The organism is Hominisplanchenecus faecis (assembly GCF_020687205.1).
Classification (GTDB): Bacteria; Bacillota; Clostridia; order Lachnospirales; family Lachnospiraceae; genus Hominisplanchenecus; species Hominisplanchenecus faecis.
Genome location: NZ_JAJEQE010000006.1, coordinates 72759 through 90160, shown reverse-complemented (window position 1 = coordinate 90160; position 17402 = coordinate 72759). Strand labels below are relative to the sequence as shown.

General features: G+C 45.0%; 10 protein-coding genes. 1 reads left to right on the top strand and 9 read right to left on the bottom strand.

Features of this window, described 5'->3' with window-relative positions; translation table 11 throughout:
- The 3 genes from LKD42_RS03310 to LKD42_RS03300 form a co-directional block, all read right to left on the bottom strand.
- A partial coding sequence (locus LKD42_RS03310; protein WP_248834820.1) for a helix-turn-helix domain-containing protein occupies positions 1-134 on the bottom strand: 134 nt, incomplete at its 3' end.
- 14 nt (positions 135-148) lie between these two features.
- Positions 149-553 carry an IS200/IS605 family transposase gene (gene tnpA, locus LKD42_RS03305; protein ID WP_248834816.1) on the bottom strand — a complete coding sequence of 135 codons (405 nt, stop codon included), beginning with the start codon at positions 551-553 and terminating at the stop codon, positions 149-151.
- Positions 554-698: 145 nt separating this feature from the next.
- Entirely contained in the window at positions 699-9776 is a 9078-nt protein-coding gene (locus tag LKD42_RS03300) for an MSCRAMM family protein (RefSeq protein WP_248834815.1), read from the bottom strand.
- A gap of 218 nt (positions 9777-9994) precedes the next feature.
- Here LKD42_RS03300 and LKD42_RS03295 point away from each other — a divergent pair, with 218 nt between their 5' ends.
- The gene (locus LKD42_RS03295) at positions 9995-10432 is read left to right on the top strand and encodes an FMN-binding protein (protein ID WP_248834814.1); all 438 of its coding nucleotides are present in this window, start codon (positions 9995-9997) and stop codon (positions 10430-10432) included.
- Between the two features lie 120 nt (positions 10433-10552).
- On the opposite strand, the gene LKD42_RS03290 is transcribed toward LKD42_RS03295, so the two are convergent.
- From LKD42_RS03290 to LKD42_RS03265, 6 genes are read right to left on the bottom strand one after another with little or no spacing between them, the layout of a single operon-like run.
- Positions 10553-12472, bottom strand: a complete 1920-nt coding sequence (locus tag LKD42_RS03290; protein ID WP_248834813.1) for an NAD(+) synthase — start codon at positions 12470-12472, stop codon at positions 10553-10555.
- 27 nt (positions 12473-12499) lie between these two features.
- On the bottom strand, positions 12500-13384 hold the full coding sequence (gene hslO, locus LKD42_RS03285) for an Hsp33 family molecular chaperone HslO (RefSeq protein WP_022118997.1): 885 nt from the start codon (positions 13382-13384) through the stop codon (positions 12500-12502).
- Complete coding sequence (locus LKD42_RS03280; RefSeq protein ID WP_248834812.1) at positions 13381-14172, bottom strand: class I SAM-dependent DNA methyltransferase; 792 nt, start codon at positions 14170-14172, stop codon at positions 13381-13383. Before LKD42_RS03280 ends, hslO begins: the two co-directional genes overlap by 4 nt.
- Positions 14173-14188: 16 nt before the next feature.
- Positions 14189-15253 carry a histidinol-phosphate transaminase gene (gene hisC, locus LKD42_RS03275; RefSeq protein ID WP_248834811.1) on the bottom strand — a complete coding sequence of 355 codons (1065 nt, stop codon included), beginning with the start codon at positions 15251-15253 and terminating at the stop codon, positions 14189-14191.
- A 25-nt stretch (positions 15254-15278) separates the two neighbouring features.
- On the bottom strand, positions 15279-16463 hold the full coding sequence (locus tag LKD42_RS03270) for a pyridoxal phosphate-dependent aminotransferase (RefSeq protein ID WP_147631055.1): 1185 nt from the start codon (positions 16461-16463) through the stop codon (positions 15279-15281).
- Between the two features lie 4 nt (positions 16464-16467).
- Positions 16468-17367, bottom strand: coding sequence for a DUF2156 domain-containing protein (locus LKD42_RS03265; protein WP_248834810.1), 900 nt, complete (start codon positions 17365-17367; stop codon positions 16468-16470).
- Positions 17368-17402 lie beyond the last annotated feature (35 nt).

The window sequence follows — 17402 nt, the reverse complement described above, 5'->3', positions numbered from 1 at the left end:
TTCTCTTTCTCATATACTTCTTTCCGGTATGCCAGTGTCTGATTATATACAAAACGGCAACAGCCAAATGTTTTTGCAATTTGTATTTTCTGCTCATTATTAGGATATATTCTGTATTTATATGCCTTTAACATCCACTGCCGCCTCCTTAACCTTGATTTTCTATATACTTTTTCAGCATTTCCTCTGATACATTTCCTACACTACATGCAAAATATCCATCTCTCCAAAAGGTATGTTCTTTCCAAAATTGTTTTCGTAAATATTGGGGATAACTTTTCCATATATGGTATGTTGTATAGCTCTTCATCAGGTTTACAATCTTACTAATAGACATTGTCGGTTCTGTCTCTATCATGTAATGAATATGGTCTTTATCTGTTTCCATATATCTGATAATAACACTGTGCCTTTGACATATCTCATATGAAAACTGCTTTATATCATCTGATATCTGCCTCGAAACCAGTAATTTCTTCCTATATTTGCAGACAAAAATAATGTGATATTGTAATAAGTATTTGTGTCTGTTTTTAGATTTCCAGGTTCCCATGCCATGAGTATACTATAATTTCTGATTTTTGGCTACCTTAGCCCACCGTCTAAAGCCAGTGGGATTGCGGTAGCCTTATTTCAAGTCATACTTATCTGAAATCCGGCAGTCGATTCCGGGCTTCTTTACTAATATTTACTTATTTTTATCTGATATGTCTTTTCTTTCTGAAAAACCATAATATCATGCTCGATGCTGCCATCAGACCTGCGAAGATCCACATTTCCATCCAGGATGCATCACCTGTTTTGGCTGCTGTCACAGCGTTTTCATTATCCGATGTATTATCTGATGGAAATCCTGAATGGTCGTTTCCGGTTGTTTTATCAAAGTTCTCGGTATCCACACGTTTTTCTGTCTGCACCTGTGCTTCTTTCGTCAGTTCCACCTTGTATTTCTGGACATTTGCAACTGCTTTGACTTTAATCTTTTGATTTTTCGGTTTCTGATAACCTTTTGGCACTTTCTCGACCTGAATGGTATACCAGGATGGGATTACTTTTTCTTTCAAAGCAGTAAGTGTCACATGTTTCCAGATTTTCTTTCCTTTTTCATTAACCACACTGATCTTTACCCCTTCCAGTGGTGTCTGCGTCTTTTTGTCAACGGCTTCGATTTTAATCACTGTCGGACGGATCTCTACCTCAAAATCCTGTATTTCTGACGTATCTTCTCTTACCGTGATCTTCGTCTGTGCCGGAAGTACATAGCCATCCGGTACACGGTCTGTTTTCACCTGATAACTGCCAGACGGAACACGTGTATAGGCTTCCGGAAGTTCCAGTGACCGCTCCTCAAACAGATCTCTGATATGTACATAAATCCCGGACCGGATCGTTCTTGTCTGCTTCTTTTCTGCTGCTGAAGACAATGCATAGCCGGTAATCCGGATACAGATTGGTTCCACCAGAACTTCAAATTTCTGTACTTCCGCTGTATCTTTCACCTCAATGTCTGTCACATCCGGATGTACATAACCTTTCGGAATTTCATCCACTACGATCTTATAGTGCCCGATCGCCACTTTTTTAAAGATTTCTGCCTGTTCTGTTCCGGACTCCCAGATGCCGTCCCGTTCCATCGGACTGTTTTCTTTCAGGAGCGTCTCGCCCTGCGGTGTCTCCAGGTGAGCTTTTACATTTCCAAGCGGAACTTTTTTATCTCCGTCTTTTTCAAAGACAGTGATATGAACTTCCGTCGGCGGGTCCTGCATTTCCAGTTTCTGTCCCTGATAAGTGCCATCTTCCTCTTTATGATCTTCCATCTGAAATACCTGTTCTGCTGCTGTTGCATAGCCAGGTGCCGGTGAAAGTTCCCGCAAGGTATAGGTTTTTCCGACTTCCAGCCCTTCCACGCAATGCTCTTCTTTCTCTGTGATCCAGCTTTCGATACAGGTATTTTCCTGATAAATGGCCAGTTTTGCTCCTTCTAACAGTTCTTTTGTATCGGATGCCGTCTTCTTCACAAACACTTTTGTGATCTGATTTTCAAAGATAACCTGGAATTTCTGTACTGCCATCCCGTCTTCTTTCCAGGATGCATCAATCTCTTCTGTCTGTGCTGTCCGGATATAGCCATCCGGTGCCGCAATCTCACGGACTTCATACTTTCCAAGTGGCAGGTCGCTGACAAACAACAGGTTTCCTTCTTTATCACTTTTCTGTGTTTCCAGTAAAGTTCCTTTTTCCAGAAGAACTTCTCCTTTTGCTGTTTTGATATCCTCTGCCGCATACAGTCCGAAAACTGCACCTTCCAGCATTTTCTGTGGATTTTCTTTATCGCATTTTGTCACCCGGATCTCCACTTTCTGGCGTTCGTTGTATACCGGGACCTCTGCTTCTGTGACATCTGCTTCACTTCCATCTGAGGTTTCTGCCAGCACAAACGAAACCTTATCTTTTTTCTTCTGATATCCTTCCGGGATATTTATCTCTTCCAGCTCGTATGTTCCAAGATACATCTGTTCAAACACCAGGCTTCCATCCTGATCAGTATCTCCTTCTGCTTTCGCAGTCTTCTGACTTCGTACCAGATACGGAACAACCTCTCCCGCTTTGCAGATCAGACCGGTCACGCCATCCGGGTGATACAGATCTTCCTTCGCTTTTACTGTAAAGCTTACACCTTTTACGCTTCCTGTTTGATAACCAAACCAGGTTTTGATCTGGTTCCATAATCCCTGTACAATTCCAAGCTTTCTGGATGCTTCGTTTAAGATCTCTCCTGTCTTTGAAATTTTCACCTTTCCGGTCATGAAAGCATTTTCCAGATTGAAAACTACTTCTTCCGGCATCTGCTCCATCGTTTCCTCTGTGTACTGCTGTGAAACAGAAAAAGTAACCTCCTGTTTCTGCTCCTGTTTCAGAATGTCTTTCATGGAATCCGGGATCAGGATTTCTTTTTTATAGCCTTTTCTCGGAAGAACTTCCACGATGCGGTACGTTTTTTCCGGATTCAGCCCCAGGATCAGACAGCCCTTTCCTTCCGTATTTTCTGTGCTGACTGCATGCAGAATTTTTCCATCTTCATCGAGGATCTGAAGTTTCGCACCTGCCAACTCTTTTTTCGTGAGATCATCTCTCAGAAACAGTCTTACTTTTACTGCCGCATTTTCGATCTCGCTCTTCATACGGATGATAAAAATGTGATCCTGGTCTTTATACGGTTCAAAATCAAAAATCCGCTCCGTATCAGATCGATAATATCCATCCGGTGCTTTTGTTTCTTTTACTGCATAGGTGCCAGGCGGCAGATCTGTTTGAAAAACGGCTCTTCCGCTCTGATCTGAAATGGCACGCTCTATCTCCGTTCCTGCCGGCAGCACAACACTTCCGTTTGCGTCCGTAATATCTTTTTTCGCATAAAGTGTGAATTCTGCTCCTTCCGGCCTGTTTTCTTTCTCTCCGTCCACACATTTCTTAAAGACACCGGTCCTTCCTTTCCACTCTTCTCCGATGATTGTTCCCGGCTCTTCCGGTACCGTCGGAGACACCTCCGGGCCATCCGGTTCCTGCCCGATATCAATCTTCTGTCTTTCGTTGAAAAAGGTTTCTGTTGCGGTAATTTCCAGATCTGCACTGTCTTTCCACAACAGTTCTGTGTTTCGTTTTGCATCTTTCTGCTTTCGCGTGTAGCCGGACGGAGCTTTTGTCTCTCTGATCTCATACCTTCCAAGCGGCAGATCCGAAAGAATCGCTTTTCCCTGTTCATCGGTTATCACATGGGCAATGGTCGTTCCCATCAGATAAAGGTCTTTGCTGTAACCATCCGGATGCGGAATCGTTTCTGCTGCCACAAGGTCATATTCTGCCCCTTTTAACCCTTTTGTCTCATAGACTATCTTCTGCAGTTTCTGATCTTTGATCTCCGCTTCCGGCACTTCTCCTTCTTTTCGGATCTTCAGTTTTCCGGAAATGGAACGGTTAAACAGGCTGACAACCTGTACACATTCTTTGTCTTCCAGCCGAATCTCTGCCTGATTTTCCTGACACCGAAATACCTTACTTGCGATTCCCTCAAAGAAACGATTTCCCTGTTCGTATCCTTCTTTTACATGCGGGGACTTATAACCTTCTTTTTCCAGAATCTGCCAGTTATATCCTTCTCTTGCCTTTGTCTCCCTGATCTGATAAGTTTCTCCGACTTTCAGCCCCCGGATCAGCACATTGTTGCCATGTATACTGACTGCTTCCTGCACAATCTCACCCTTCGAATCCACGATACTGTATTTTACTCCATCCAGCTCCGTTTCTGTATCATAGTCCATGATATTAATCTGAAGCATTGTTTTATAGTTTTCAAACGTGCGTACATACGATTTGATTGTAGCATCATGCTGTGTGTCTGTTTTGGCATTTGATTTCTTGTCATTTTCTGTCCTGTTTGCCATATTATCTTCGGATCTGTCATCTTCAGCTGTAAAGGAAATTTCTTCTGTATTATCAGACCGATAATATCCATCCGGTGCTTTTTCTTCTCTGACATAATAGTGTGCCATCGGAAGATCCAGGTCAAAGGCCGCATCCATAATACCGTTTTCCGCTTCTTTTGTCTCTGCGATCGCCAGTCTGGTATCTTTCTTTACCAGGATGCTTTTTTGATCAGCTGCCAAAATATCTTCTGCCGCATAAAGCCCAAACTTTGCTCCTGTAAGTTTTTCTTTTGTTTCTGCATCTTTCTTTTCAATCTGGATCTGTGCTCTCTGTCTTGGAATTTCATACAGTTCACTCTGATACCGGATTGGAACTTCCTGTCCGGCATATCGGATCTCAAATGTTCTTGCCGCCTGATTTTCCCCGGAAAGTGCATAGCCTTTGGCTGCTTTTATCTGTTCCAGCGTATAAGTGCCGAGCGGAAGTCCATACCATTCCCAGCCGGCTGCTTTTATTTTTTCAGTCCATGCTTTTCCATTTTCATCGGTAGTGAGTGTGGTCACAACACTTCCTTTTGCAAAAAGTAAAGTCTGTCCTCCCTTTCCTTCACCGGAAAAGATATCTTCTGCTGCCCGCACGACAAAAACATTGCCGGCAAGCGGCTTACAGGTATAGGCAAATCCCTTTTTCAGATCGTATCCGGTCAGTACTTCTCCCTCTGCATAAATGCTCAGTTTGCCGACTGCCGCCTCGTTTTCCTGAACCGCTTCCGTCACAAAGGCTCCTGCCAGTCTGTCATACGTTGTCTTTGCCTCATCCGAACCGATCTGCACCCGCACCCGGTAATCTTTAGAAGCAATGTCTGCCTGTTCCCAGGTTCCGACCGCTTCTTCTGTGATTTTCAGTGCGTGGATCGCTTCCATACCCGGCAGCTTTTTTGCCGAAGCTTCAAAGAAATACTGTCCGTTTCTTTTGCGGTATCTTCCTTCTGCTCCCTGGCGTACATAACCTTCCGGTGCCTGCACTTCTTCTAAAATATAAAGTCCCTGCGGCAGTGTCGTGGTCGTGGAGACATAAGTGCCGAGCACTCTGCCGTCGCTGTCCTTTCGCTCTGCAGTCACATAAGGATTTTCATAAGATCCCAGCATCTCTCCGTTTGTATAGGCAACGACAAGATTTCCAAAGCGATTGATATAATCGACTTTTTCCTCACTGGTCTTATCTTCCATATACCAGTTAAAGTAGGCTCCTTCGACATCATGGATCACATACTTTGCTCCCGGTTTCGCTACCGTTTCCCCGGTTGTTTTGTCTTTCTTTACGATTTTAAGATAACTGGTCTGCGGCTGATCCCAGATGGCAGATCCCATCTGCAATGTCCCTTTGCCGTCGCCGTCCACCAGTCCGTCTTTTTCATCCGAATCGACATTCAGCACTTTCGGTGCCGCCGCCACCTTTCCTTCTGGAACGGTTGTCTCGACCAGCAGATATTTGCCATATGGAAGTGCCCGGATATTCAGAACTCCGTTTTCATCGGAAAACTGCTCCTTAAGACGCTGCATCTTACCTGCCTCATCATAATAAGCTGCCGTTTCTAGGGCTTTCATTTTCTGATATTGAAGCGTATCTTTATCCCGATACTGATCGATTACTTCCTGGATCAGGACTGCATCTTCCAGCTGTGCACTGCCCTTTTTCAGATGCCCTTTTTCTTCCAGCTCTTTTACACTGTACACAGAGAATCCGGCACCTCTCATCCATTCCAGATCCGTCTCTTTATTGTCTCCGGTCAGTTTAAAGCAAGTAAATGGCTGAGATTTGATGCGTTCTTTACTGAACACTTCTTTTTTGATCACAAGAATATCCTGTCCTTCATAGGCACAGTCCACCGTATAAACTGCGGCATCGGCAAGGTATCCTTCCGAAGCTTTGATTTCTTTTACATAGTACGTTCCAAGTGGCAGTCCTGTAAAACAAAGTCTGCCCTCTGTATCCGTCTCTTTTCGCATGACTTCTGCATTCTTCTCATAGAGAATCTCTCCATCGCCATCTGCCGATGTAATCGCTTCTTTTGCATAGATGCCGTACACGGCTCCTTTTAAAGATGCCATCTGCTGTGGCTTGGAAAGTCCGCTCTGTGCATCCACTTTCTGAACCGTAACTTCTGCTGTTACTTCCTGGTTCAGAAAAACGGCTTCTGATTCGCTTCCAGGTTTCGGGAATGTGTAAAGCTGTGTTTTATCATCCTGATAAATCCACCGAAACTCATAACGTGCTTTTTTCACCTGTTTATAGTAATGTTCCGGTGCCTGGATTTCTTTTACATAATAGCGGTAACCGCATGGAACATCCGCATCAAAAAGACAGCTTCCGTCTTTTTTACTGTACGCCAGAGCAAGCAGCGTATCTTTTGCTGCGATCCTGTTTCCATCCGACAGAATGTTTTCTCCCGCATACAATCCAAACCGTGCTCCTGCAAGTCCCTTCTGTGTGTTCTCGGAGTGTTTGAAAACCGTCACCTGCATCTTTGGGCGTTCATTTTCAAAGACCTGCTCTTCGCTTACATATTCCCGGATTTCCGGTCCGCGGTAGGAAAGTGTCACTGTTCTGGTATTTCCTGCTACCGTATCTTTTCGCACATAGCCCTGCGGTGCCTCGGTTTCTGTCACATGATACCTGCCAAGATACAACTTCCTGCTGACTGCCGTACCATCTTTTCCGGTTACCAGCTGCTGTGCCACTGCACCCTTTTTCAGAGCCAGTGTCACTCCGTCGGCCTTATAGATATCTTCTGCCGCTGTAATCTCGTATTTTGCTCCGGCAAGCGGCTGCTTTTCATAGAGAAATATCACACCCTCCGCCGAATCTCTGGCTTCTGTTAAGACCTCGCCGATTTTTTTCACCGCGATCGATGCCATCTGCGGTGTATTGACAAATCCCGTCTGCTTCCCGTTGTTGGTCAGCTCCAGGCTCTGTCCTGCATTCTGGGCAGTGACGCGAAAATCATAGAATTTCAGCCCTTTTTCTTTCTCACCGTCCACATAATCTCCAAAATAGTTTTTCGGCGGCTGTGTTTCCTGAAGTCGAAATTTTCCTTCGTTCTTTTTCTGATAGTAAAGTTTACTGCTGACTGCCTCTCCGTTTATGGCTGTCACAAGCTCCGTTTGAGCTGCATACGGCACATAATTTTGCTGTTCCTGATTCCATTCGTATACCGCAAATCTCGCACCCGACAGTGCTTTTCCTGTCTCCAGATCCTTTTTCTGAATCTGCACGGTGATCCACAGCGGTTCATTGAAACAGGCGTTGTCACCGTGATACGTGATTTTTTTACTTTCAAACGGTGAGATAACAAATTCCTTCTCCCATCCACTCTTTGTGTAGCCTTCCGGCGACTGTTCTTCTATGATCTTGAATTTTCCCTTGTTCTCATCTGTATAAGAAAGTATTTCTGCACTTTCATACACTCCATCTGCTTCATTTTTCAGCTGAAACAGAGGTGTTGATGCATATCTGCTGCCGTTCCATTCGTATACGGCAAAGACGGCCCCCGGAAGTTTTTCTTTTGTTTTGCCATCTCTCTTTTCCACCGAAACGGAAGATTTCACCGGTGCAATATTTGTCACTACGGTTTGTGATCGAACCGTGTTGCCGTCAGAAGAGGCAGATGCCTGATTTTTGATCCTTGCCATTTTCTTTGCCGGATCCCAGCGTTTTTCAAGACCGGCATCTTTTTTCACGCCGACCGTGATCTGAAAATCATACGTATGGCCGTAAAAACTGGTATTTTTGATATCACTGCATCGAGCCACAAACGCATTTGTTTTCTGTATCGTCCAGAACTTTTCTGCATTTGCCCCGTTTTCGTTTGTCACAGTGACATTTTTAATCTCCAGAAAATCATCCAACTGATCGGAAATGCTCAGATCATGGTAACAGGTTTCTTCATTTTCGATTGGAACCATCGTGCGAAGCGTATAGGTGTATGTCTCTTCTCTGGTGGAAAGGCGGTTTTCGGACGTCATCTTTTCGTCACTGTCCGAAACATATTTTTCGATATGCGGATGGGCATTTGGAAACATTTTGTAAGCTTTTGCCACAAGCCCGCCGGACGGTGTTGTAGAGGTTCCAAGATTGTTTTCCGGCCTGACAAATGTAAAGACCGCTGTCGCCGCCTTTCCCGAAATCAGTACCGACAGCATAAAGCCGGTATCACTTCCGCTCTGGTTCAGACCGGACGTGTCAAAGTAATAATTTTTGCCCTTCACCGTTGCTGCTTTCAGATTTTCCAGTGCTGCTCTTTTCACATAAACATTTCCAAAACCATTTTTCATCAGGATTCCCTGATAAAGATCGATATCCTGAAATGTGATATAACCCTTGACATCGATCGCATTTCCATTATCTGAGCGGAAAAACTCCATTTTTGTCTCTGCCCACTCTACTTTACAGGTCTCAATCCCCGGCCGATCCGTCACAAAACGGAAAAATGCTCCGTCCCGCAGTTCGAAATCAACCAGTGTCACTTTGATGTCCACCCATTTTCCCTGATAATACATCCCTTTCCGGTACCAGGCATAATACTTATTCTTGTCTTTTGCCGTAAGTGTCTTGCAGTCCTCCCTGCCATCCAGCGGTCCGCCTTCGGCTGTAAAAACATCACTGCCAAGGTTCGTCTCACATTTGGCAGTCCTTCGAATGTAGCCTTCGTATCCATCCGGCAGTTGTGTTTTGACATTTCCAACTTTCACACCGGATGCTTTATCCAGCGTCACCGCACTGGAACGCACCGTCAGATAAATGCTGTCTGATGCAGCTCTCGCCTCGTTCTTCGCACTTTGCTTTTTCACTTTCGGATTTTTTTCGTTTTCTTCCTCTCCGGACACTTTTCGGTTCTGCCGCTCTGTCTGTGAAATTTTCATCGAATCCATCACCTTTTCCGTCTGATCCGAACTGCCCTGAACCGTATTTTCTTTCGATTCCTGTTTCCTTTGCGATTCTAGATTCTCCTGATTGCCTGGATCTTTTTTTGTCTCCGGATTTTTCTGTTCTTCGGACTCCTGTTTTATCTCCGGATTTTTCTTCGATGCAGACTCTGACTCCAGACCTTCCTCCCGCTTTTGTTCGGTCTGCTTTTGTTTTTCCGTCTGCATCTGCTGTTCGGTCTGTCTTTGTAGTATTTCGCTCTGAGCACTCTTCGCTTCTGTTGCTTTCTCACTGCTCATTGTCTGTCTCTTTCCCGCAAAACTGCTCTTTTGCATCCCGGATGCATAGACGGACATCGGCGACGTCAGAAGACAAAGTATCGCCAGAAAGCCTGCCAGTATCCTTTTCCATTTGTCTGTGTTCATCCAAATTCTTCTCCTTTCTTTTCCTGCATGCAGAGATTTCCTGAGATTTAAGAATATCTCTGGCATCGTTACTGCGAGGTGCACGCCCTACATCGTTTTTCATACAAACCACCTCTTTTGATTCAAGTCAAACGTCATATCGAGAAGCATTGCGAAATATACTGGTAAAAACAAAAAAGGAAACACCGATGTCCAAACCTAAAATTGTCGTCCTGCACATGAGAGAATTGATCTACACTGCCATTTTTATCTTTTTAATCCTGGTACTTCTGATCCTGCTTTTTCTGATGTTCTGGCCACACGATGCATCAAATACACCGGATACAGAAACAAAAACAACGTTTTCTTCTTCCGCTGATGCAGATTCCGTCGGATATCAGCCCGGAGTCTATACGGCTTCCCTGATTCTGAACAACCATTATGCGGATATTGAAGTTACGTTAAATAGGGATCAGATTGATTCTATTCGCCTTGTAAATCTTGGGGATTCGGTCACTACTGCCTTTCCGCTCGTAGAACCTTCTTTGGATGAACTGTCCGAACAGATCTGTCAGAAACAGTCCTTAGATGGGATCACTTGCTCCCGTGAGAATAAATATACTTCTGAATTATTATTTCAGGCAATCAAAAACTCTCTGGCAAAAGCACAAAGGTAGGTGCTGTCACAGGCACCCCCTTTTGCTTTCCCTCTTTCGTTGCTCTCTGTATAGAAGTATACATAAAGATTGCTTTTCTGTCAAATATTATTTTATATTTCAACTTAATATTTATGTGATTTATAACTTTTCAAGCTCTCTCTGCCACAGACGCACGCAGGCATCGCTTGGCATACGCAGATCTCCTCTCGGCGATACTGCGACGGATCCGACCTTCGGACCGTCCGGCAGGCAGGAACGCTTGAACTGCTGTGCAAAAAATCTCCAGTAAAATTTCTTCAGCCATTTCAGGATCGTCTCATCGTCATACACACCGGCAAACGATTTTCCGGCAATACGGTAAATTTTGCCCGGTGCATAGCCAAATCGAAGCACATAGTACAGGAAGAAATCGTGCAATTCATAAGGTCCGACCAGATCTTCTGTTTTCTGTGAAATCTTTCCGTCTTCCGGCGGCAGAAGTTCCGGGCTGACCGGCGTGTCCAAAATATCATACAGTACTTCTCCCAGTCTGCGATCCTCACAGGTATCGGCACAGTAACGCACCAGATGGCGTACCAGTGTTTTCGGAACGGAAGCGTTCACGCCGTACATCGACATGTGATCACCGTTGTAGGTTGCCCAGCCAAGTGCAAGTTCTGACATGTCACCAGTTCCGATCACCATACCGCCGCTCTTGTTTGCAAGATCCATCAGTACCTGTGTACGCTCTCTCGCCTGGCCGTTTTCGTAGGTGACATCATGACAGTTGATATCCTGACCGATATCCTCAAAATGGCATGTCACGGACTTTCGGATATCCACTTCTTTTAAGGTAGCTCCAAGTCTTCTGGTCAGCTCACAGGCATTCTGATAGGTGCGGTCTGTCGTTCCGAAACATGGCATTGTCACAGACAGAATGTGATTTCTTCCGATGCCTGCCATATCACAGGCACGGGCTGCCACCAGAAGTGCCAGGGTAGAGTCCAGTCCGCCGGAAATTCCGACTACCAGACTTTTGCAGTTTGTGTGCACCAGACGTTTCTTCAGACCGAGTGCCTGGATGGATAGGATTTCCTCGCAGCGACGTTCCCGGTCATTTTTATTCTGCGGAACGAACGGCGTCTGTGCAAACGTTCTCTCCAGTTTTGTCTCTTCCGTTTTCAGTTCAAACTCCGTCCATTCGTATTCTTTCTGCGTAGTCGGATAAGTCGTCATTCTGCGGCGTTCTGCACGAATCCTGTGGATATCCAGATCTGCTGTCACGATCTCATTTTCAAAACGTTTTGACTGTGCAAGGATTGTTCCGTTTTCTGCAATCAGATTGTGTGCGGCAAAGATAAGATCCGTAGAAGATTCTCCTTCTCCGGCATCTGCATAAATATAACCGCAGACCAGTCTTGCCGACTGTCCGCCAACCAGATTTCTGCGGTAACTGTCCTTTCCGGTGATTTCATCACTCGCAGAAAGGTTGACGATCACATTGGCTCCTGCAATGGCATGTGTGATGCTTGGAGGCTGCGGCACCCAGAGATCTTCACAGATTTCCGCTGCAACAGTAAGACCCTCCATCTGCGGACAGTAAAAGATCTGCTGCATGCCAAACGGAATCCATTCCTGCTCTTCTTCACCCGGATATTCAATGTAATCTAGTTCTTCGTTTGCCGGCTCAAAATGACGCATCTCATAAAACTCAGAATAATTCGGAAGATTCTTTTTCGGCACCAGTCCCAGCAGTCTGCCATGGCAGATCGCCGCTGCAACATTGTAAAGCTTTCCTTTCCATTCCCACGGAAGTCCGACAAAAACCAATGCATCGATTTCACGGCTTTCTTTTCTGATCTGATCCAGTGCGTCTTTTGCTCCATTTAAAAGTACCTCCTGCCAGAAGAGGTCCTCACAGGTATAACCGGTGATACAAAGCTCCGGAAATACAATGATCTTACTGCCAAGGGCTGCCGCTTCTTTCATTTTTTTGCAGATCTGTTCTGCATTGTATTCACAGTCTGCCACACGGATATCCGGTGTGACTGCCGCAACTTTGATAAAACCATCTCTCATGCCTTTCGCCTCCTTTTCTTCTGAACGTTATCTTTTCTTTGCCTGTGCCAGAATTTTTTTCAGTTCTTCTACGCTGAACTGATAATGCGAATTACAGAAATGGCAGTTCATCTCAATCGGTTCTCCGTCCTTTATCATCTCTTCCAGGTCTTTTCTGCCGATGCTGATCAGAGCCTTTTCCATACGCTCTTTTGAACAGTTACATGCAAAACGTGTCTCCGTCTTTTCGGTGATCTCCACACCGAATTCACCGAGCAGCTCCTGCAAAATATCTTCCGGTGTCATACCGGCATCAAGCATACTTGTCACCGATTTCACACTGGAAAGCTTCTTTTCCAGAGCATCGATCACTTTCTCATCGGTGAACGGCATCAGCTGGATGATAAATCCGCCTGCCTGACGAACCGTATTGTCGTGGTTCATCAGTACGCCGAGTCCGACCGAAGAAGCAACCTGCTCAGAAGTTGCAAAATAATAAGTTAAGTCTTCTGCAATTTCTCCGGTCTGCAGCCCAACCTGTCCGACGTACGGCTCTTTCATGCCCATATCTTTGATCACATTTAAAATGCCATGACCGACTGCACCGCCGACATCCAGTTTTCCGAGAGCATTCGGAGGCAGCATCACCTGTGGATTTCCGGCAAACCCTTTGACATTTCCTTTTGCATCGGCCGTCACGGTCATGCCGCGAAGAGGACCGTCTGCCCGGATCTGAAGGGTCAGAAGATCCTTATCTCCTTTCATCATCGCTCCCATCATGGCTCCTGCCGTCATCAGTCTTCCCAGTGCTGCACAGGCAACCGGGCTTTCTTCATGCACTTTTCTTGCATATTCTGTCATTTCTCTTGTCGTGGCGGCAAAGGCACGGATCTGACTGTCCGCTGCCGTCGCTCTTACAATATAGTCTGTCATATCTGCTTGGTTCCTTTCTTTCCTTTTTCCCTCGCTATAATATAAATACGTTCGCTGTCCGCTCTGACCGGTTCCCTTGTAAATGCATCATAAGCTGCCACAAATTCCATCCCTGACTTTTGGATCAGCTCTTTTACTGTCTCCAGTTCATAAGCTTTCTGGTAATGTGTTTCGAAGAATTTCTGATAGTATTCTCCCTTTGTCCTTGCAAAGATCGTCAGATCATATTCATTGACCTGTTCATCCTCATACCATGTATTTTCCCATATAAAACTGGCATCTTCACGGTTCTCTGCGATCGTCGCATCCCCGATCAGTTCCCGGTATTTGTACGGCGTGTTCAGATCAAAAATAAATACACCCTCCGGATCCAGATAATTGTTGACCAGTTTTAAAGTCTGCAGAAAATCCTCTTCTGAGGGCAGATAATTCATGGAATCGCAGATGCTGACCACTGCCCGAACTGTACCGTACAGCTCAAATTCCCGCATATCCTGCAAAAGATAGAGAATGTTGTTTCCGGACTGTTCCCGTTTTTCCATGGCAATATCAAGCATATCTGCGGAGAGATCCACACCGATCATATCGTATCCGGAATCTGCCAGGATCTCTGTCAGGCTTCCTGTGCCGCAGCCAAGCTCCAGCACCAGCCCGTCCGAAACCCCCTGTTCTTCCAGCAGCGATTTCAGATATTCACCCCACGCCCTGTAAGGCACGTTATCCATGAATTTATCATATACACAGGCAAAGCTTCCATAGATATCGTAATCTTCGTTTCTTTCATCCATTTCTCTGTTCCCCTTCTCAGGCTTTTTTCTTCAGATAGTCACGGAAGAATGTAAGCAGTGCATCCATCTCTTCATCCGTTCCTATCGTCACACGCAGATAATTGTCGATCCTTGGTTTATTGAAATAACGTACATAAATCTTCTTGATCTTCAATGCCTCAAACAGTTCTCTGGCTGCCACTTTTTCGTGTGTGATAAACAAAAAGTTTGCCATGGAATCTCCAAACATAAATCCAAGTTCTGCCAGTTCTTTTTTGACACGCTCTCTGGTCGCAATGATCTTATTCCTTGTCTCTTCAAAATAAGCACGGTCTGCAAGTGCCGCTCTCCCGATCACCAGAGATGGATAGTTCATCGTATAAGAATTGAAAGAGTATTTCACATCGTTCAGATACTTGATCAGCTGTTTGTTTCCGAAAGCATAACCAATCCGCATACCGGCAAGAGAACGTGATTTTGAGAACGTCTGCACAACCAGCAGATTCTCATAGCGGTCGATCAGCTCCAGTGCAGAATGTCCGCCGAAATCAATGTACGCCTCATCCACGATCACAACCACATCCTGGTTGTGCTGCAGAATATCTTCGATATCAGAAAGATCCTGTGCAATTCCGGTCGGAGCGTTTGGATTCGGGAAGATCACACCGCCGTTTGCCCGGTAATAATCTTCTTTTACAATGCAGAAATTTTCATCAAGCGGCTGGCACTCATACGGAATGCGAAATACATCTGCCCATACATCGTAAAAAGAATAAGTGATATCCGGAAAAAAGATCGGACGTGCGGAGTTAAAAAAGGTCAGAAAGCACATGGCCAGTACATCATCGGATCCAACACCGACAAAAATCTGATCTTTATCCAGATGATAAAAATCAGCCAGTTCACTCACCAGCAGATCTGCGGTCGGATCCGGATAAAGACGCATCTTTTTATCATCCAGGCTTTTGATTGCTTCCTGCACTCCCGGAGCCGGCGGATACGGATTTTCATTGGTGTTTAACTTGATCATCCCGATCTGGTTTGGCTGTTCTCCAGGTACATACGGTACCACTGTTCTGACATTTTTTTCCCATGCCTTCATGTTTCGTTCCTCCTCGTCCGTGCGTTTATTTATAATTTTTCATCAGTTCTTCAAATTTTGGCAGTGCATTTACGATGGTTTCATAAGAAACGCAGTATGCCAGTCTCACATAGCCCGGGCATGCAAAAGAGCTTCCCGGAACGATCAGCAGATGGTATTCTTTTGCTTTCTGGCAGAATTCTTTTTCATCTGCAATCGGCGATTTTACAAACAGATAGAAAGCTCCCTCCGGTTTGATGCAGGTAAGTCCTGCCTTCTGAAGTCCGTTGTACAGTGTCTCACGGTTGCGGTTATAGTACTCCAGATCTGCTTTTGCATCCAGACATTTTGCAATCACACGCTGGAACAGAGACGGAGCATTGACATATCCGAGGATACGGTTTGCAACGGCTGCTGCTGCGATAATATCTTTTGCACCGTCCAGCTCATCCGGCATCACCAGATAGCCGATACGCTCTCCCGGAAGTGACAGAGATTTACTGAAAGAATAACCAACGATCGTGTTGCGGTAGTATTTGGTAAGATACGGCACTTCCACGCCGTCATATGCCAGCTCACGGTAAGGTTCGTCTGAAATCAGATAGATGCTTGTACCGAATTCTTTCTGTTTTGTCTCCAGAATCGCTGCCATTTTCTGAATGGTTGCTTCAGAATAGACAACTCCGGTCGGATTGTTCGGTGTATTGACGATGACTGCTTTTGTCTTTTCGCTGAGCATCTGCTCAAATTTTTTCAGGTTTGGCTGGAAAGTTTCGGTATCCGGCTCCACTTCTTTTAAAATACCGTCGTAGTTCGTCACATAAGCACGATATTCTCCGAAATAAGGTGCAAAGGTCAGCACTTCATCGCCCGGATTTAACAGGGTTTTCATCAGGACATTCATGCCGCCTGCCGCACCGACTGTCATTAAAATATTTTCTTTGTGAAATGCTGTGCCAAAACGCTGATTCAACGACGCTGCAACAGCCTCTCTGACATCTTCGTATCCGGCATTGTTCATATAGCCATGCACCATCCGTGCATCTTCGTTTTTCAGGATTTCTTCGATTGCATTTTTTACTTCGGCAGGTGCCGGCACATTCGGATTACCGAGGCTGAAATCGTATACATTTTCTGCTCCGAACTGATCTGCCATCTTTTTGCCTTCTTCAAACATTGCACGGATTGCAGAACTGTTCTCCACATATCCTCTCATCTTCTCTGAAATCATACTGTTATTCCCCTTTCTCTGTCACAATGCCTTTCTCCACCATAAAAATCGGGTGATAGGATTCTTTGGCACTGCGAAGTCCCATTTCGCCCATATCCTCTTCTCGATTCACGTAGGAAAATCCCTGCACTTCATGTTCCACAAACTGCTGATTGATCATCGGATAAGCACCCGGCACATCAGCAAATGCTTTTTCAATGTGAACCACAAAGGTGTCATCAGAGACTGGTTCTCCAATGGAAAATGCAACCACATTTCCTTCTGCACGAAGTACACCTCCGCAAAGATCCAGTTCCTTGTACAGTCTCAGTGAATTTAAAGTCACACACATCTCGCTGTTTTTTTCCGTATCTTCTTCACAGCCGTTTTTGTTTCTCCATTTCAGTGCCATCTGAAAACATTCTTCCACGTTCGAATCATTCAGTCTCTCATACTGCCAGTCCGGATAGAGCTTTTTGAACTTGTTCGTATGATTCTTCTTTCCATGATATTTCTTTCCGGATAATTTTGCAAGCTTTTCTGCTTCATAGACATAATCTGCATAGTCTCTGCGGTATTCGATCTGAAATCTTCCCGGATAGATTTCTTCTAAAAGTGCAAACTGTTCCGGTGTTACATTGTGCATCTGAAACTTGCGTTTCTTCTCTTTACTGTACTCATAAAGTGCATCCACCGCCTCTTTTAAATACTTTGGCTTTCCCATCGGAAATCCATAAGACAGATAGTCGCCTTCCTCACTTTTTGTCAGCAACATCCCGTTCTCCACCGTCGCCGTAACGGCATAAAATCTGGACCAGAGGTACAGATTTGCAAAGGTACACTCACAGCTTCTGCACTGTTGCTGTGCCATATAAGGTTTGTACGCTTTCTGATCTTCCAGCTCTACTTTTCTAAAATTTATCATACCTTCTGTTTCCTGTTCTTATAAAAAAGGCTGCC